This is a genomic window from Streptomyces sp. NPDC088910 (assembly GCF_044749865.1).
Lineage (GTDB): Bacteria > Actinomycetota > Actinomycetes > Streptomycetales > Streptomycetaceae > Actinacidiphila.
This window is the reverse complement of sequence record NZ_JBIVIV010000007.1, coordinates 152391-170016: the sequence shown is the minus strand read 5'-3', so window position 1 is coordinate 170016 and position 17626 is coordinate 152391. Positions and strand designations below refer to the sequence as shown.

The following is a 17626-nucleotide window of genomic DNA, read 5'->3' as shown; positions in this document are numbered from 1 at the left end:
CCGGGTCCGGTTCACCGCCAGGAGCCGGACAGACCTGGAGCCGGACAGACCGGGGGCCGGACAGACCAGAGGCCGGACAGACCGGGGCCCGCGACCGCTACGAGCCGCGCCGTACGGCCACGTCGTACCGCGGGTCGCCGAAACCGGCGGCCCGCGCCCGGCGCAGCGCCTCATCGCCGATGTCCCGGATCGCCGGGCCGCCGCCGCGGGCCTCATCGGTCCGCTCGGCGGCTCCGGCGGCCCCGCCCTGCCTGACCAGGCTCACCCCGCGCGGCCCCGGCAGCGCGAGCACTCCCCCGATCCTGGGGTCGCCCGCGAACCAGACCTCGCGCTTGGCGTTCTCGCCGAGCACCCGCCGCCAGCGGCGGACGTCGGGGAAGCGGACCCGGATGCTCACGTCCTTGTCCGGGTTGTCGGGCACAGGCAGTCGGAAGAACGGCACGCCGTTATCGGCCACTTGGGCGACGCCGTCCAGGCGCTGCCAGGGGTAGACCTGAAGGACCCGCCAGTACCTCTTGTAGCGCGGCTGTATCAGGGCCCACCAGCCGAGGCCGAGCATCGAGGCCGTCATGAGGACGTACGCGAGCCAGGTGACGTCGATGTCGAGGAAGACGTCGAGGAAGGCGAAGACCAGGGCCCAGCCGGGGATGCCCGCGGCGCTGACGATCAGCAGCGCCCGCAGCCGCCCGCGGGACCGCGCGCACCACTCGCGCGTCGCCGGTTCCGCGACCGCGCCCTCGTACGTCACGCCGTCGTACGTCGCGCTCTCGTACGTCACGCCGTCGCGCGGCGCACCCTCGTAGGCCCCAGCAGGCACGGGAATTCCCCCTCGGGTGTGGGTGCGGCCATCGGGTCCGGCCGTCGGCGTTCGACCCTAGCAGTGCGGGTCTCCGGCGGCGCGGGCTCAAGCGAGGGCGCAAGCGAGGGCTGAACCGAGGGCTGAACCGAGGGGCTCAAGCGACGGGCCCGGCCGAGGGGCTGAACCGACGGCGCGGTACGTCACGGCTTGCCGTAATCGGCCGCCCACGGGTTGAGTTCGGCGTACTGCTGCTTCCAGGCCGTGCGGTACTGGGCCGCCAGCGGCGGGGGGAAGATCGCCAGGACTTCGGCGACGCGCTCGGGGGTGGCGCCGTCGAGCAGCCACGGGATGTAGCGCGGCGCGAGGCCGAGGCCGATCTGATTGCGCTGGCTGTCGGCGAACAAGGCCCAGTCGGCCGGGGACAGTTCGCGCTCGATGAGCGGGAGCGCGTCGCTCTCCTCGTGGCTGAGGTGGGCGTTCAGTTCGGTGGCGAAGGCGTCGGCGGCGTCGCCGAGGGCGGTGTGGCCGCCCTGTTCGTCGGCGAGCGCCGCGTCGATCGCGGCGATCAGCGGGTCGATCCGGTCGTGTTCCGCCTCCATCGCCTCAAGGAGTTCGAGGTCGTCGGGGCGGTCGGCGAACTGGCCGCGCAGCTTCGGCCACAGGACGTCGTCCTCGGCCGTGTGATGGATGGTCAGGAATCGCTTGAACAGATCCCACCCGAAGTGGGTGGCGGTGAGCCGGGACGGGTCGTCGCCCGTGACGGCGGCGGACTTGGCGATGATCGCCACGTCGCGCCGCAGTCCGTCGTGGAAGGCGTACATCATCGTCAGATCGACGGTCTCGCCCGGCTGGTGCGGAGTGGTCATCAACGTGTCTCCCTGGAACTAGGTGAACCAGTGGATCAGGAGGAATCGCCACACCGAGGCTATAGTCAGCCTGCCGAATCGTCAATCCGTATATTTATCCGGGAGTTGAACCATTTCCGGGCCGAACCGAGCGGCTACTGAAGCTCCTTGACCACCTTCAGCGCGTCCCCGATGTGCCCGCCGATGTTCATCATCGAGGAGAACGCGTGCCGGACGACGCCCTCGCGGTCGATGACGAAGGTGACGCGGCCGGGCACGACGCCCAGGCTCGTGGCGCCGTACTGCTTGCGGACGGCCTTGTCGGTGTCGGCGAGCAGGATGAAGGGCAGTTCGTGGCGGCCGGCGAACTTCTCGTGCGTCTCGACCGAGTCGGAGCTGACGCCGATCACCTCGGCGCCCGCGTCGGTGAAGCTCTCGTAGCTGTCACGGAAGCTGCACGCCTCGGTGGTGCAGCCGCTGGTGTTGTCCTTCGGGTAGAAGTACAGCACCACGACCTTCTCGCCCAGCACATCGCTGAGCGTGACGGGCTTGCCCGTCTGGTCGGGAAGGGTGAAGTCCGGTGCCTTGGCGCCGACGTGAAGAATGGCCATGACGTCTCCTCGGTGGGATGCGGTCGGGAATGCGGTCGGGGATGCGGACCGGGTATGCGGGTCGGGTATGCGGGTCGGGGGACACGGCCCGCGAGGGGCGTCGGGGACGGAAACGGTACGGGCGCCCCGCGCGCGACAGCCAGTGGTCAGACGTCCGCGCGCAGCATCTTCGTGAGCAGCGCCTTCAACTCCGCCCGGCCGTCGGTGCCGAGCCTCGTGCCCATGTCGGTCTCGGCGGCCTCGACGGCCCGCCGGGCGGTGGCCAGCGCGTCGCGCCCCACGTCGGTCAGCCGCAGCGCGTACCGCCGCCGGTCGCGCGGGTCGCGCTCGCGCACCACCCGGCCCGCGCTCTCCAGGTCGTCGACGATCTGGAGGATCGCCTGCTCGCTGATGCCGAGCCGCCGGGCGAGCCGCTGCTGCGAACTCGCCTCGTCGGCCAGGACGGTGAGCGCGCCGAAATGCCGCGCCTGGAGGCCGACGTCGGTCAGCGCGTCCTCGATCCGGCGCCGTACGAAATGGTGGGCCTGGGCGATCAGCGGGCTCGTACGCCGTACACCGCGCTCGGGCGGGGTACGGGCCAGCAGGGTGCTCAGCAGCGCGTCGAGGCGGACGCGTTCCGCGGCGGTCAGGGCCGCGGTGAGGTGGTCGTCGCCCGCGGCCATCGCGGGTTCCATGGCCTTGACGGCGCTGCGGCCGTCGTCGGTGAGGGCGAGGACGTACGAGCGGCGGTCGCCGGGGTTGCGGGCGCGGGTGACCTGGCCCGCCTGCTCCAGCCGGTCGATCAGCTTGACCATGGTGGTGCGGTTGATGCCGAGCCGCTCGCCGAGATCCTGCTGGGAGTACGTGACGGGGGCGTCGAGCGCGTCGAGTATCTGGAAGTCGCGCGCGCCTGAGGCGCCTTGGCCCGCCGCGACGCCGAATTCCGGGGCGAGGTGATCGGCGACCCGGTTGGCGCGGATGTGTGCGCGGCGCAGAAGATGCGCCGCGTAGACGGCGAGGGCGGGCGGCAGTTCGGCGTCCGCCGTCTCGACACTGAGCGCGTAGTCGTCCACCCGGCACCTCCGCAGGTGAGGGTAGCAGGGACGGCCACCTGACCGGCCGTCAGGTACGGCGGACGGCCGGAAGGCGCTCGGCCCGAAGGCACTCGGCCCGAGGGGCGGCCCGAAGGCGCTCGGCGCGGCGGACGGCCGGGAGGCGCTCAGCGCGAGGCGAACGGCCGGTCGGTCGGCACGATCTCCTTGCCCAGGGGCATGAGCGACAGCGGGATCAGCTTGAAGTTGGCGATGCCGAACGGGATGCCGATGATCGTGACGCAGAGCAGCACGCCGGTGACGATGTGGCCGAGGGCCAGCCACCAGCCCGCGAGGATCACCCACAGCACATTGCCGACGAAGGAGCCCGTGCCCGCGTCCCGGCGCTCGACCGCGGTGTAGCCGAACGGCCAGAGCGCGTAGACGCCGATGCGGAAGGCGGCGATGCCGAACGGGATGCCGATGATCGTGACGCAGAGGAGTGCCCCTGCCAGGACGTAGCCGAGGAACATCCACACACCGCAGAGGATGAGCCAGATGACGTTCAGGATGGTCTTCACCGGTGGCCTGCCATGTCTTCGAGGCGGGAGATGCGTTCTGCCATCGGGGGATGGGTCGAGAAGAGCTTGGAGACGTCGCCCGCGCGGAATGGACTGGCGATCATCATATGGCTGGCGGTCTCCAGGCGCGGTTCGGGCGCGAGGGGCCGCTGCTGTGTGCCCGTTTCGAGCTTGCGCAGCGCGGAGGCCAGGGCCAGCGGGTCGCCGGTCAGGCGCGCGCCCGAGGCGTCGGCCTCGTACTCCCGCGAGCGGGAGACGGCCAGCTGGATGACCGAGGCGGCCAGCGGGCCGAGGATCATCAGCAGCAGCATGCCGAGGATGCCGGGGCCCTCGTCGTCGTCGGAGCGGCCGATCGGGATCAGCCACGCGAAGTTGACCAGGAACATCACCACGGAGGCGAGCGCCCCCGCGATCGAGGAGATGAGGATGTCGCGGTTGTAGACGTGGCTCAGCTCGTGGCCGAGGACGCCGCGCAGCTCGCGCTCGTCGAGGATGGCCAGGATGCCCTGAGTGCAGCAGACCGCCGCGTTGCGCGGATTGCGGCCGGTCGCGAAGGCGTTCGGCGCCTCGGTGGGCGAGATGTACAGCCGGGGCATGGGCTCGCGGGCGGTGGTCGAGAGCTCGCGCACGATCCGGTACAGCTCGGGCGCCTCGAATTCGCTGACGGGGCGGGCGCGCATCGCGCGTAGAGCCAGCTTGTCGCTGTTCCAGTACGCGTACGCGTTCGTCCCCACCGCGATGACCAGGGCCACGATGAGTCCGGTCCGGCCGAAGAAGCTGCCGATGACCAGGATGAGGGCCGACAGACCGCCGAGGAGTACTGCGGTCTTCAGCCCGTTGTGCCGGCGGTGCACGGTGCGCCCTCCAGAGTGTGCGTCGGGGGGAACCTCTCCCCCTAGGAGAACCTCCTGCCCACAACAACGCCACCCGAGCGCCGCTAGTTCCCTTATGCGCACGCAGCGCTACCGGCGCGGGGCGTACGGATACGGCCCCCGGCCGGTCGGGGCCGGGGACGGACGTGCTGGTCAGAGGGGCGGAGGGAGGGCCCGGTCAGAACAGCGAGCCCTGCGCGTACCGCAGGACGAGCTGCGGCGCGCCGGACAGTGCGACCCCGGCCAGCGCGGTCAGCGTGATGGCGGCGACGAGGCCGACGGGCGTACGGGCGACGGGTACGGCCGCGAGCGCGCCGCCGGTCGTGACGCCGCTCGCGCCGCCGGTCGCTCCGCCGGTCGTGACCGCGCTCGGAGATTGCTCGGGGGCGCCCTCGGGGCGGGTGAAGAGCAGCGCCGTCCAGCGCAGGTAGTACACGAGCGCGATGACGACGTTGACGGCCATGATCACCGCGAGCCAGCCGTGCTGCGTGCCGACGGCGGAGGAGAAGACGGCGACCTTGGCGAACAGGCCGATGACGCCCGGCGGCAGTCCGGCCAGGCACAGCAGGAAGAAGCCGAGCGCGAGGGCGGCCAGCGGGCGGGTCGCGTACAGGCCCCGGTAGTCGCTGAGCCGGCCCTGCGGGGCGGTGCGCGAGACGAGGGCGGCCACGGCGAAGGCCCCGAGGTTCACCACCGCGTACATCAGGGCGTACGCGACGGTGGTGCCGATCTCGTGCGCCGGGTCGGCGGCGGAGGACGCGGCGGCCAGCGGCACCAGCAGATAACCCGCCTGGCCGATGGACGACCAGGCCAGCAGGCGTACGGCGCCGCGCGGCACGCCGGGCCGCTGCCGGAGCGCGCCGACGTTCCCGACGGTCATGGTGAGCGCGGCCAGTACGCCGAAGGCCGGGCCCCACACGTCGTGGTAGGGCTTGAAGGCGATGACCGACACCAGGATCAGGCCGGAGAAACCGGCGGCCTTGCCGACCACCGACAGATACGCGGCGACCGGCAGCGGCGCGCCCGCGTAGGTGTCGGGCACCCAGAAGTGAAAGGGGGCCGCGGCGAGTTTGAAGGCGAACCCCACCAGAGTGAGGGCCGCGCCGACCTTCGCCACGGTGACGAGTTGCGCGGGCGCGTGCGTGAGGCCGTCGGCGACGGCGGCCAGGTGCATGGTGCCGGTGGCCGCGTAGACGAAGCTGATGCCGAGCAGTGAGACGGCGGTCGCGGTCACCGATGACAGGAAGAACTTGAGCGCGGCCTCGCTGGACAGCTTGTCGCCGCGCCGCAGGCCGACCAGCGCGAAGGCGGGCAGGGTGGCGACCTCGAGGGCGACGATCAGGGTCGCCAGGTCGCGGGAGGCGGGCAGCAGCGCGGCGCCTGAGGCGGAGGCGAGCAGCAGGAACCAGTACTCGCCCGCCGGGAGGTCGTCCTGGGTGTTGACCGAGAGCAGGGCCGTGAGCAGCGCGCCGCCGAGCACCAGGGCCTGGATGACCAGGGTGAAGTGGTCGGCCGCGTACGAGCACCCGCCGCCGCCCGCGGGGAGGTCGGCGGCGGTGCCGGGGTGCACGACCGTCACGCAGAAGGTGGCGTGGCGGCCCGCACGCAGCGGGATCAGGGCCAGTGCGGCCAGGACGAGCCCCGCGACGGTGGTCCAGGCCAGCAGTTCCTTGCGGGCCTTGGGCAGGAAGAGGTCGGCGACCAGGACGACGAGGGCGAGGACCGCCGGGATGGCGGCGGGGGCGAGCGCCGTCCAGTCGACGGACTGCACGAGGGACGGCATCAGTTGCCTCCGAGGAGGGTGTGCACGGCCGGATCGGTGAGGCCGAGCAGGACGGCGGGCCACAGTCCGGCCAGGACGGTGAGCGCGGCGAGCGGCGTCCAGGCGGCGAATTCGTACGCCTGGACGTCGGCGAGCGCGGGCTGCGCGTCGACGGTCTCGCGGTCGCCCATGCAGACCCGGCGGACCACGACCAGCAGGTAGGCGGCGGTGAGCAGGGTGCCGAAGGCGGCGACGGCGGTGAAGGTCAGATAGGCGGGGCGGCTGAGGCCCGCGGCGGGTTTGAAGGCGCCGAACATCGACAGCATCTCGCCCCAGAATCCGGCCAGGCCCGGCAGTCCGAGGGAGGCGACGGCGGCGAAGGCGACCAGGCCGCCCAGGCGCGGCGCCTTGCCGTAGAGCGCGGCTCCCGTGGCCCCGGCGAGGGTGTCGAGGTCGCTGGAGCCGTATCGGTCCTTCAGGGCGCCGACCAGGAAGAACAGCAGGCCGGTGATGAGGCCGTGGGCGATGTTGGCGAAGAGCGCGCCGTTGACGCCGGTGGGGGTCAGGGAGGCGATGCCGAGCAGGACGAAGCCCATGTGGCCGACGGAGGAGTACGCGATCAGCCGCTTGAGGTCGCCGCCGTTGCCCCGGCGGGCCAGCGCGAGGCAGGCGAGCGAGCCGTAGACGATGCCGACGACGGCGAAGGCGGCCAGGTAGGGGGCGAAGGTGTGGATGCCGTCGGGGGCCATCGGCAGGACGATCCGGACCAGGCCGTAGGTGCCCATCTTCAGCAGCACGCCCGCGAGCAGCACCGATCCGACGGTGGGGGCGGCGGTGTGGGCGTCGGGCAGCCAGCTGTGCAGCGGCCACATCGGGGCCTTCACGGCCAGGCCGAGGCCGATCGCGAGGACCGCGATCAGTTGCGTGGAGTGACTGAGTGATGACCCGTTGTCAGTGGCGAGTGCCACCATGTCGAATGTGCCCGCCTTCACGCCGATGAGGAGCAGGCCGAGCAGCATGATCACGGAGCCGAGGAGGGTGTAGACGATGAAGCGCAGTGCGGATCGCTCGCGGTCCCCGCCGCCCCAGCGGGCGATGAGGAAGTACATCGGGATGAGGACCGTCTCGAAGGCGAGGAAGAACAGCATCAGGTCGAGCACGGCGAAGGTCGCCAGCGTGCCCGCTTCCAGGAGCAGCAGCAGGGCGACGAACGCCTTGGGGCCGGGGCCCGCGGGCATTTTGAAGTAGCTGTAGAGCGCGCAGAGGAAGGTCAGCAGCGCGGTCAGGACGAGGAGGGGAAGCGAGATGCCGTCGACGCCGAGGTGGAGATGGATCTTGAGCGCGGGGATCCAGTTGAGGTCGGTGGTGGCCTGGGTCCTGGCGGGGTGGTCGTGGTCGAAGCCGGCCGCGAGGACGATCGCCAGGACGAGTACGGCGCCGGTGACGGTGACGCCGTGCCGCAGGACGGCCTGGCCGGGGTCACGGCCCTTCAGGCCGGGCGGCGGCGGGAGCAGGGCGCCGACCGCGCCGAGCAGCGGCAGCACGAGGAGTGCCGCGAGGACGTACTGGAGGGCGGTGTCGTTCACTTCGGGCTCAGCCTCCGACGGCGACGAGGACGGCGAGGACGACCGCACCGGCCAGCAGCGCGCTGAGGTAGGTCTGGACGTTTCCGGTCTGGGCCTTGCGGACGGCCGCGCCGAGCAGCCGGGGGGTGCCGCCCGCGCCGCGGACGTAGGTCTCGATGACCTCGCGGTCCAGGAAGCGGACGAGTTGCGCGGCGGCCAGCACCGGGCGGACGAACAGCGCGGTGTAGAGGGCGTCGAGGTGGAAGCCGTGGGCCGCGTGGCGGTGCAGCCTGCCCAGCAGCAGACGGCCGGGGTCGCCCGGGTCGTCGGCGGACGCGATGTCGCCGTAGATCGCCTCGTGGGTGGCGGTGGCCTCGGCCTCGACGAGGGCGGGTTCCGCGCCGGGGTCGCCGTCGGCGGTGACGACGGCTCCGACGGGGACGGCGAGCCGGGTGGCGGTGGCCGCCTTCCAGGCGCCGTAGGTGATCAGGACGCCGACCAGGGCCAGGCCGGTGCCGAGGACGGAGGTGATCAGGGTGGGGCCGAGCGGGGCGCCGCCGAACCAGTCGGGCAGCTCGCGGTAGGCGAGGCCGCCGAAGGCGATGGTGGGGACGGCCAGCACCCACAGCACGGAGGTCATCACGACCGGCTGCCTGCCGTGGTCGGGGGCCTCGGGGCCGCTGCCGCGGAAAGCCAGCAGGAACAGCCGGGTGGCGTATCCGGCGGTCAGGACGGCGGCGGTCAGGCCCGCGACGAAGACGGTCCAGCCGACGGCCGAGGGGACGTGCGCGGTGTGCCCGGCCGAGGCGTGCTCGGCGGCGCGCAGCACGGACTCCTTGGAGAAGAAGCCGGACAGCGGAGGGAGGGCCGCGAGGGCGGCGAGGGCGATGCCCATCGTCCACATGGCGTCGGGGACGCGCTTGGCGAGCGAGCCCATGCGGGACATCGCGGTGAGCGAGTTGGTGCCCGCCGCGTGGATGACGACGCCCGCGCCGAGGAAGAGCAGCGCCTTGAAGGCGCCGTGCGACAGGAGGTGGAAGACGGCGGCGTCGCGGTCGGCGACGGCCAGGGCGCCCGCCATGTAGCCGAGCTGGCCGATGGTGGAGTACGCCAGCACGCGTTTGATGTCGTCCTGGGCGAGGGCGGCCAGGCCCGAGCCGATCATGGTGACGGCGGCCATCACGGCGAGGACGGCCAGCGCGGCGGCGGACGCGGTGAACACCGGCAGCAGCCTGGCCACGAGATAGATGCCGGCGGCGACCATGGTGGCGGCGTGGATCAGCGCGGAGACCGGGGTGGGACCGGCCATCGCGTCGGGCAGCCAGGTGTGCAGCGGGAACTGCGCGGACTTGCCCGCGACCCCGGCGAGCAGCAGCAGCGCGATCACCGTGGGGTGGTGGAGCCGGCCGTCCGCCGCGGCGGAGAGGATGCCGCTGATCCGGAAGGTCCCGGCGTCGGCGGCGAGCGCGAACACCCCGATGAGGAAGGGGACGTCGCCGAGCTTGGTGACCAGGAACGCCTTGATCGACGCCGTCCTGGCGGCCTCGGTCTCCCAGTAGTGCCCGACCAGGAAGTACGAGCAGATGCCCATGATCTCCCAGCCGACCAGCAGCACCATCAGGTCGCCCGAGTAGACGACCAGGAACATGGCGGCGGTGAACAGCGAGACGAGGGCGGCGTACGAGGGATAGCGCGGGTCGTCGCGCAGATAGGCGGTGGAGTAGAGCTGGACGCAGGTGGCGACGAGGCCGACGAGGACGGCGATCAGGACCGCGAAGCCGTCCAGGTGCAGGGCGAGGTAGACGGGCGCGGAGCCGGTGTCGGTGAGCTTGTGGACGGCGTCGGTCGGCGCGCCGGTGCCCTGGCGGGCGGCGACGACCGCGGCCAGGACGAAGGCGGTGGCGGTGGGCAGTACGGCCAGCGGGCGTACGAAGCCGGGTGCGCGCCGGCCGAGCAGGAGTCCGGTGACCGCGCCGAGGAAGGGCAGGAGGGGGACGAGCGCGGCAAGGGCGGTCAGGGTCACGCGGCGGCCTCGGCCTTCTTGTCGGCGGCCGTGCCGTCCGGGTCGGACGCGGTGTGCTCGGACGACGCGTGCTCGGCTGACGCGTGCTCGGGCGGCTCGGCGAGGTCGGTGAGCCGGTCGATGTCGGAGCTGCCGCGGTTGCGGTACACGAGCAGCACGATCGCCAGGCCGAGACCGATCTCGGCGGCGGCGATCGTGATGGTGAACAGGGTGAGGGCCTGGCCGGAGTGGAGGGTGTCGCGCAGCCACACGTCGAAGGCGACCAGGTTGAGATTGACGGCGTTGAGCATCAGCTCGACGGACATCAGGACGAGGATCGCGTTGCGGCGGGCGAGGACGCCGTAGACACCGACGCAGAAGAGGAGGGCGGCGAGGACGGCCGGGTAGACGAGGTGCATCAGTTCTCCTTGCCCTGGCCGGTGGGGGTGCCGCTGGGGGTGCCGGTGGGGGTGCGGCCGCCCGTGCCGGTCCCGGTGCCCTTAGCGGTCCCGGTGCCCGCGCGGTCCTCGGCGGTCTCGCGGCGGGAGAGGACGATCGCGCCGACGAGGGCGGCGAGCAGCAGCACCGACAGCGCCTCGAAGGGCAGCACCCAGAAGCGGAACAGGGTCTGCCCGGTGGCGTGCGAGGAGCCCTGGACCACGCCGTGCAGGTCGATCCAGGTGGAGCGGAAGGCGTCAACGACCACCCACACCAGGGTGACCGCGGCGGCGACGGCGACCCCGAGGGCGACCCAGCGGTTCTCGGAGTCGGCGTCCGGCGAGCGGCCGATGGGCGCTCTGGTCAGCATCAGTCCGAACAGCAGGAGGACGACGACGGAGCCGACGTAGATCAGCACCTGCACCCAGGCGATGAACTCGGCCGTGAGCAGCAGGTATTCGACGGCGAGGCCGCCGAGGGCGACGACCAGCCACAGGGCCGCGTGCACGAGCTGCCGAGTGGTGACGGTCAGGACGGCCGCGCCGAGAGTGACGAGGCCGATGAGGAGGAAGGCGATCTCGACGCCGGTGGGCGAGAGGAAGCCGCCCTGGCTGTGGATGGTTTCGTGGACGATCACGAGTCGCCCTCCCCCGGCGCGGAGGGTCCTTCGGTCGCCGGGTCGGTCGCCGGGTCGGTCGTCGTCGGGGCCTGCGGCTGGGCCTCTGTTTGGGCCTGCGCCTCCGCCTGGGCCTGGGCTTCCGCCTGGGCCTGGGCCGCGATGAGCTTGTCGGCGGCCTTACGGGCGGCGGCGATCTCCTTGGGTTCCTCGGCGGCCGGGTCGAGCGCGGGAGGCGCGGGCACCGTCCACATCCAGTCGCGCAGCTTGTCGCGCTCGTGGGTGAGTTCGAGGATGTCGGTCTCGGCGTACTCGAACTCCGGCGACCAGAACAGCGCGTCGAAGGGGCACACCTCGATGCAGATGCCGCAGTACATGCACAGCGAGAAGTCGATGGCGAAGCGGTCCAGCACATTGCGGCTGCGCTCGCGCCCGCCGGGGGCGGCGGCCGGTGTCGTCTCCTTGTGGGAGTCGATGTAGATGCACCAGTCGGGGCACTCGCGGGCGCACAGCATGCAGACCGTGCAGTTCTCCTCGAACAGCGCGATCACACCGCGCGAGCGCGGCGGGAGTGCGGGCAGCGCGTCCGGGTACTGGTCGGTGACGGAACGCTTCGTCATCGTCCGCAGGGTGACGGCCAGGCCCTTGGCGAGGCCGGTTCCGGGGATGGCCATGCTAGGAGATCACCACCTTGACGACGCCGGTCAGGGCGATCTGGGCGAGGGCGAGCGGGATGAGTACGGTCCAGGCGAGTTTCTGGAGCTGGTCCTCGCGAAGGCGCGGGTAGCTGACCCGCAGCCAGATCACGACGAAGGCCAGGAGGCCGGTTTTGACCAGCGTCCACAGCCAGCCGACGCTGCCGGACCAGGGGCCGTGCCAGCCGCCGAGGAACAGCACCGTGGTCAGGGCGCACAGCACGACGATGCCGGCGTACTCGGCGAGCAGGAACAGGGCGAAGCGCAGGCCGGTGTATTCGGTGTACGCGCCGAAGATGATCTCGGAGTCGGCCACCGGCATGTCGAACGGGGGCCGTTGCAGCTCGGCGAGGCCCGCCGTGAAGAACACGAGGCCGCCGATGAGCTGCCAGGGGGTCCACCACCAGTGGTACTCCCCCACGATGCCCGGCAGTGACAGCGTGCCCGCCGCCATCGCGACCGACGCGGCGGTGAGCAGCATCGGCAGCTCGTACGCCATCAGTTGCGCCGCCGTGCGCAGGCCGCCGAGCAGGGAGAACTTGTTCGCCGACGCCCAGCCCGCCATCAGCGAGCCGAGCACGCCGATGCCCATCATGGCCAGGACGAAGATCAGGCCCGCGTCCAGGGCCTGGCCGACGAAGCCGTGCGGTCCCACCGGGATCGCGATCAGCACGACGAGGTAGGGCAGGAGCGCGACGGCGGGGGCGAGTTGGAAGATCCGCCGGTCCGCGTCGGCCGGAACCACGTCTTCCTTCTGCGCGAACTTGACTCCGTCCGCCACCAGTTGGGCCCACCCGTGGAACCCGCCCGCATACATCGGCCCCAATCGGCCCTGCATATGCGCCATCACCTTGTGCTCCGCCTGCCCCACCACCAGCGGAAACACCAGGAACACAACGAGCACGCCCACAAGCCGCAGCCCGACGTCCACTACGTCACCCACGCCCCTCACCTCCCCGCCCACCGTCTTCGCCTGCGGCGCGCTCATCAGACGACGCGGACCCACCACCCCGACCGGGTGTGCCACCTGCGGTGGGCTTCTCGCTCGCGGCGGGCGGTTCGCTTGCAGCGGGCGTCTCGCCTGCGGCGGCCTCGCCGGACGACGCGGGCTCACCACCCCGAGCGGGGGTGCCACCTGCGGTGGGCTTCTCGCCTGCGGCGGGCGGTTCGCTCGCAGCGGGCGTCTCGCCTGCGGCGCGCTCGTCAGACGACGCGGGCTCACCACCCCGAGCGGGGGTGCCACCTGCGGTGGGCCTCTCGCCTGCGGCGGGCTCGTCGGACGACGCGGGCTCACCACCCCGGCCGCGGGTGCCACCTGCGGTGGGCTTCTCGCCTGCGGCGGGCTCGTCGGACGGCGCGGGCTCGCTACCCGCAGCGGAGCTGCCGCCAACGGCAGGCTTCGCCGACGGCGCGGGGCCGCCACCCCCGGCGGGGGTGCCACCGGCGGTGGACTCCTCGCCTGCGGCGGGCGGTTCGCTCGCAGCAGGCGTCTCGGACGACGCAGCGTCGCTGCCCCCGTCGGAACTGCCTCCAGCGGCAAGCGTCTCAGACAATGCGGGGCCGCCAGCCCCGGCGGGGCTGCCACCTGCGGCGGGCCCCTCGTCTGCGGCGGACGGCTCGCTCGCAGCAGGCTCGCCGCCCCCGGCCGAACTGCCTCCTGCTGCGGGCTTCTTTGACGGCGCGGGCTCGCCACCCCCGGCAGGGGTGCCACCTGCGGCGGGCTTCTCGCCAGCGGTGGAGGGTTCGCCTGCGGCGGGCTCGTCGGACGACGCGGGCTCGCTTCCCCGAGCGGGGGTGCCACCTGCGGTGGACCCCTCGCCTGCGGCGGGCGGTTCGCTCGCAGCGGGCGTCTCGCCTGCGGCGGCCTCGCCGGACGACGCGGGCTCACTACCCGCAACGGATCTGCCGCCAACGGCAGGCTTCGCCGACGGCGCGGGTCCGCCACCCCCGGCGCGGGTGCCACCTGCGGTGGGCCCCTCGCCTGCGGCGGGCGGTTCGCTTGCAGCGTGCGGTTCGCCTGCGGCGGGCGGTTCGCCTGCGGCGGGCTCGTCGGACGACGCGGGCTCACTACCCGCAGCGGAGCTGCCGCCAGCGGCAGGCCTCGCCGACGGCGCGGGGCCGCCACCCCCGGCGGGGGTGCCACCTGCGGTGGGCCCCTCGCCTGCGGCCGGCGGTTCGCTTGCAGCGGGCGTCTCGCCAGCGGCGGCCTCGTCGGACGACGCAGGCTCACTACCCCGGCCGGGAGTGCCACCTGCGGCGGGCCCCTCGCCTACGGCGGGCGGTTCGCCTGCGGCGGGCTCGTCGGACAGCGCGGGCTCGCTACCCGCAGCGGAGCTGCCGCCAGCGGCAGGCTTCGCCGACTGCGCGGGCTCGCCGCCGTCGGCGGAGGTGCCACCTGGGGCGGGCGGTTCGCTTGCGGCGGGCTTCTTGGTCGGCGCAGCGTCGCCGCGCCCCGCGGGGGTGGCGCCCGGGGGTTGTTCCCATGGGGCGTCGGGGACGCGCTTGCGTGGGGGCGCGGGGGTGTCGCCGGAGGGGGCCCCGGCAGGGGTTTGGCTGGTGGAGCCTTCGGTCACGCTGCGGGTGCGGCGGGCCGGGCGGTCGGCCGACGGGGTTGTACGCGCCGGGCGGTCGGCCGACGGGGTTGTACGCGCCGGGCGGTCGGCCGGGGGGGCCGTTGGGCGGGGGCCGCGGGCGGGGCGGGCGGGGGGTGGGGGGAGTTGGCCTTTTTGGGGGCCCCAGTCGTTGGGGTCGGGGACGCCGGGGGGCTGCATCTGGCGGCGCTTGGGGCCGCCGTCGTGGGACTCGCCGGGCTCCTTGGCACCGGGCCACGCCTTGGCGACGCGGGCGGCGAGGACGAAGTCCTTGCGGAGGGGGTGCCCCTCGAACTCGTCGGGGAGCAGGAGGGGCGCGAGGCCCGGGTGCCCGGTGAAGTCGACGCCGAACATCTCGTGGGTCTCGCGTTCGTGCCACGCCGCGCCCGCGTAGACGCCGGTGGCGGTGGCGAGGACGGGCGCGTCGTGCGGCACGGTCGTCCGCAGCAGCAGCCGCCGGACGCCGCCGTCCAGCGCGACGACGTGCGCGCAGACCCGGAAGCCGGTGCCGGGCTCGTCGACGGCGCTCAGCCAGTCGAAGTACGTGCAGCCGAGGGCGTCCCGCGCGGCCGTGAGCGAGGCGACCCACTCACCGGCCGGCACATCGACGGTCAGGAGGTCGTACGCCTCCTGCGCGACGGCGCCCTCGCCGAAGATCTCCGCGGCCTCCCGCGGCAGCCAACCGGTCACCTCGGCCCCTCCGGCGGAGTGACGAGGCCGCTCGTCAAGGCGGCGACGGACGGGCGCGGGCCCGCGGCGGAGCCGTACCGCTCCGCCAGCGACTCGCGCGCGATCTTCTCCTGGAGCTTGAGGATGCCCTGGAGGAGCGCTTCGGGGCGCGGCGGGCAGCCGGGCACGTAGACGTCGACGGGGATGATCTGGTCGACGCCCTTGGTGACGGAGTACGAGTCCCAGTAGGGGCCGCCGCAGTTGGAGCACGCGCCGAAGGAGATGACGTACTTCGGCTCGGGCATCTGCTCGTACAGGCGCTTGACGGCGGGCGCCATCTTGTCGGTGACGGTGCCGGAGACGACCATGAGGTCGGCCTGGCGCGGTCCCGGCGCGAAGGGGATGACGCCCAGCCGGATGAAGTCGTGCCGGGACATCGACGCGGCGATGAACTCGATGGCGCAGCAGGCGAGGCCGAAGTTGAAGACCCACAGGCTGTAGCGGCGGCCCCAGTTGAGCACCACCTTCATCGGCTCCGGCGCCAGCCGGGACAGCACGCCGAGACGGCGCGGCTCGGGAAGGTCCTGCGCAGGGGCCTCGGGAATCGCCTGCGGGTTCACGTCCATTCGAGGACGCCCTTCTTCCATGCGTAGAGCAGCCCGATCGCGAGGAAGCCGATGAAGACGAACATCTCCACCAGCGTCGTCGCGCCGAAGCCGGGCGCGGCGAAGACCGTGGCCCACGGGAACAGGAAGATCGCGTCGACCGCGAAGATGACGTAGAGGAAGGAGTACACGTAGTACTTGACCTGGGTGTGCGCCCAGCCCTCGCCGACCGGGTCGACCCCGCACTCGTACGTGAGCATCTTCTCGCGCGTCGGCACGACGGGCCGCAGCAGGCGGCCGGACGCGAAGGCGACGGTCACGAAGAGCACACCGACGACCGCGACCAGGCCGACGACCGAGTAGCCGTGGAAGTAGTCCACGTCCGTCCGCCCCTCGTTCACTCGTTGACCGGTGGTGTCCAGCGATCCTTGTGGATCTCTTTAGACGATCTATACGGGAGGGAGTCTAGGCCCTGGCCTCACAGGCGCACGCCCCCCGTGCGGGCACCGGTGCGCGCATCGGCGGCGGCCCCGCCGGACGCCCTCGCCCGTACCGGGGGATAACCCCACCGCCGCCTGACCTACGCACCCCATGGCGCGCCCCGCCGCTTCCCCGGCAGGCTGGACTCATGAACACCTCGCCCGCGTCCCGTCAGCCCGCCGCCCCCGCCCCGCTGCCACCCGTGCGCTTCGCGTACGACCGCGTGACGTGGCGGGAGATCGGGTATCTGCTGCTGAATCTGCCGGTGTCGATCATCGGCTTCGTCTACGTCGTGACGGTCGTGACGGTGGGCCTCGGCCTGTCGGTGACGGTGATCGGGTTGCCCCTGCTGGCGTACGGACTCGCCGGGTGCCGGCTGCTGGGGCGGGTGGAGCGGAGCCGGGCGCGCGACCTGCTGGGCGTGCACATCGACGAGCCGCGCCCGCTGAAGCGGGGCACCTTCGGTTTCCTGCCGTGGCTGTGGGCGTCGCTGAAGGACCCGGTGGCGTGGCGGCACGCCCTCTATTACGGCATCCGGCTGCCGTGGGGCATCCTCACCTTCACCTTGACGCTGGTCTCGCTGTTCGTGTTGTGGCCGGTGCTGCCGTTCCTGGCGCGCGGGCTGACGATGGTCGACCGGGCGATGGTCCGCGGGCTGCTCCAGCCGTCGGACGAGCTGGAGCGGCGGATCGAGGAGCTGGAGTCGGACCGCGGGGTCGTGGTCGACACGGCGGCGGCGGACCTGCGGCGCATCGAGCGCGACCTGCACGACGGCGCGCAGGCGCGGCTGGTGGCGCTGGCGATGGACCTCGGCCTGGCCAAGGAGAAGCTGCTGGAGGACCCGGAGGCGGCGGCCAAGATGGTGGGCGAGGCGCACGGCGAGGTGAAGGTGGCCCTTCAGGAGCTGCGGGATCTGGCGCGCGGCATCCACCCCGCGATCCTCACCGACCGCGGCCTGGACGCGGCCCTGTCGTCGGTCGCGTCGCGCTGCACTGTGCCGGTTGCCGTGACCGTGGACCTGCCCGCGCGGCCCGCGGAGGCGATCGAGGGGATCGCGTACTTCACGGTCTCCGAGCTGTTGCAGAACGTCAGCAAGCACAGCAGGGCACGGCACGCCTCGGTGGACGTGTGGCGCGCCGACGACCGGCTGATGGTGCAGGTACGGGACGACGGGCGCGGCGGCGCGGACGTGTCGGGCGGTACGGGTCTGGCCGGGCTCGGCGAACGGCTGCGGTCGGTGGACGGGCTCTTCGTGGTCAGCTCACCGGAGGCGGGGCCGACCGTGGTCACGGCCGAACTGCCGTGGCGCGACCGGGAGTTCCGCAAGGCCGGGGCCAGGCGCTGAGCGGAGCCAGGCGCTGAGCGGGGCGCTGAGCCGCGGCCAGGCGCTGAGCGGAGTCAAGCACCGAGCGGGGCGCTGGGCGCGGAAGCCGGGGCGGTAGGGCTAGCCCCACCCCCAAGACGCCGATCCGCACCATGGGGATG

The 17626-nt window shown here is 72.6% G+C and carries 17 protein-coding genes; 1 reads left to right on the top strand and 16 read right to left on the bottom strand.

All coding sequences use genetic code 11. The features are described 5' to 3' along the window. Positions 1-97: 97 nt before the first annotated feature. From ACIP4Z_RS18060 to ACIP4Z_RS17985, 16 genes are all read right to left on the bottom strand, one after another. On the bottom strand, positions 98-817 hold the full coding sequence (locus tag ACIP4Z_RS18060) for a hypothetical protein (RefSeq protein ID WP_391050409.1): 720 nt from the start codon (positions 815-817) through the stop codon (positions 98-100). Positions 818-999: 182 nt separating this feature from the next. After that, positions 1000-1665 carry a hemerythrin domain-containing protein gene (locus ACIP4Z_RS18055; RefSeq protein WP_355340313.1) on the bottom strand — a complete coding sequence of 222 codons (666 nt, stop codon included), beginning with the start codon at positions 1663-1665 and terminating at the stop codon, positions 1000-1002. A 134-nt stretch (positions 1666-1799) separates the two neighbouring features. Further along, on the bottom strand, positions 1800-2255 hold the full coding sequence (locus tag ACIP4Z_RS18050; protein WP_355340316.1) for a peroxiredoxin: 456 nt from the start codon (positions 2253-2255) through the stop codon (positions 1800-1802). Positions 2256-2401: 146 nt separating this feature from the next. Further along, positions 2402-3307, bottom strand: coding sequence for a MarR family winged helix-turn-helix transcriptional regulator (locus tag ACIP4Z_RS18045; RefSeq protein ID WP_401309135.1), 906 nt, complete (start codon positions 3305-3307; stop codon positions 2402-2404). A gap of 146 nt (positions 3308-3453) precedes the next feature. Then, the gene (locus ACIP4Z_RS18040) at positions 3454-3846 is read right to left on the bottom strand and encodes a YccF domain-containing protein (RefSeq protein WP_355340322.1); all 393 of its coding nucleotides are present in this window, start codon (positions 3844-3846) and stop codon (positions 3454-3456) included. After that, positions 3843-4700 carry a zinc metalloprotease HtpX gene (gene htpX, locus ACIP4Z_RS18035; RefSeq protein ID WP_188284004.1) on the bottom strand — a complete coding sequence of 286 codons (858 nt, stop codon included), beginning with the start codon at positions 4698-4700 and terminating at the stop codon, positions 3843-3845. Before htpX ends, ACIP4Z_RS18040 begins: the two co-directional genes overlap by 4 nt. Before the next feature lie 196 nt (positions 4701-4896). After that, complete coding sequence (locus ACIP4Z_RS18030; RefSeq protein ID WP_401309130.1) at positions 4897-6501, bottom strand: NADH-quinone oxidoreductase subunit N; 1605 nt, start codon at positions 6499-6501, stop codon at positions 4897-4899. Further along, positions 6501-8066, bottom strand: coding sequence for an NADH-quinone oxidoreductase subunit M (locus tag ACIP4Z_RS18025; RefSeq protein WP_355340330.1), 1566 nt, complete (start codon positions 8064-8066; stop codon positions 6501-6503). The genes ACIP4Z_RS18030 and ACIP4Z_RS18025 overlap by 1 nt, the downstream gene beginning before the upstream one ends. Positions 8067-8073: 7 nt before the next feature. Further along, the gene (locus ACIP4Z_RS18020; protein ID WP_401309127.1) at positions 8074-10068 is read right to left on the bottom strand and encodes an NADH-quinone oxidoreductase subunit L; all 1995 of its coding nucleotides are present in this window, start codon (positions 10066-10068) and stop codon (positions 8074-8076) included. Further along, on the bottom strand, positions 10065-10466 hold the full coding sequence (gene nuoK / locus ACIP4Z_RS18015) for an NADH-quinone oxidoreductase subunit NuoK (protein WP_355340336.1): 402 nt from the start codon (positions 10464-10466) through the stop codon (positions 10065-10067). The genes ACIP4Z_RS18020 and nuoK overlap by 4 nt, the downstream gene beginning before the upstream one ends. Further along, positions 10466-11122, bottom strand: a complete 657-nt coding sequence (locus ACIP4Z_RS18010; protein WP_401309124.1) for an NADH-quinone oxidoreductase subunit J — start codon at positions 11120-11122, stop codon at positions 10466-10468. Before ACIP4Z_RS18010 ends, nuoK begins: the two co-directional genes overlap by 1 nt. After that, on the bottom strand, positions 11119-11775 hold the full coding sequence (locus tag ACIP4Z_RS18005) for a NuoI/complex I 23 kDa subunit family protein (RefSeq protein WP_401309121.1): 657 nt from the start codon (positions 11773-11775) through the stop codon (positions 11119-11121). The genes ACIP4Z_RS18010 and ACIP4Z_RS18005 overlap by 4 nt, the downstream gene beginning before the upstream one ends. Before the next feature lies 1 nt (position 11776). Further along, positions 11777-12739 (bottom strand): complex I subunit 1 family protein, encoded by a 963-nt coding sequence (locus ACIP4Z_RS18000; protein ID WP_355340345.1) that lies wholly within the window; start codon positions 12737-12739, stop codon positions 11777-11779. Then, positions 12732-14990 carry an NADH-quinone oxidoreductase subunit C gene (locus tag ACIP4Z_RS17995; RefSeq protein ID WP_401309502.1) on the bottom strand — a complete coding sequence of 753 codons (2259 nt, stop codon included), beginning with the start codon at positions 14988-14990 and terminating at the stop codon, positions 12732-12734. The genes ACIP4Z_RS18000 and ACIP4Z_RS17995 overlap by 8 nt, the downstream gene beginning before the upstream one ends. Positions 14991-15073: 83 nt before the next feature. Beyond that, a complete protein-coding gene (locus tag ACIP4Z_RS17990) occupies positions 15074-15682 on the bottom strand; it encodes an NADH-quinone oxidoreductase subunit B family protein (protein WP_355340351.1) in 609 nt (202 codons plus the stop codon). Continuing rightward, entirely contained in the window at positions 15673-16062 is a 390-nt protein-coding gene (locus ACIP4Z_RS17985) for an NADH-quinone oxidoreductase subunit A (protein WP_188283994.1), read from the bottom strand. The genes ACIP4Z_RS17990 and ACIP4Z_RS17985 overlap by 10 nt, the downstream gene beginning before the upstream one ends. Before the next feature lie 227 nt (positions 16063-16289). On the opposite strand from ACIP4Z_RS17985, the gene ACIP4Z_RS17980 reads away from it, so the two are divergent. Continuing rightward, the gene (locus tag ACIP4Z_RS17980; RefSeq protein WP_355340354.1) at positions 16290-17486 is read left to right on the top strand and encodes a sensor domain-containing protein; all 1197 of its coding nucleotides are present in this window, start codon (positions 16290-16292) and stop codon (positions 17484-17486) included. Positions 17487-17626 lie beyond the last annotated feature (140 nt).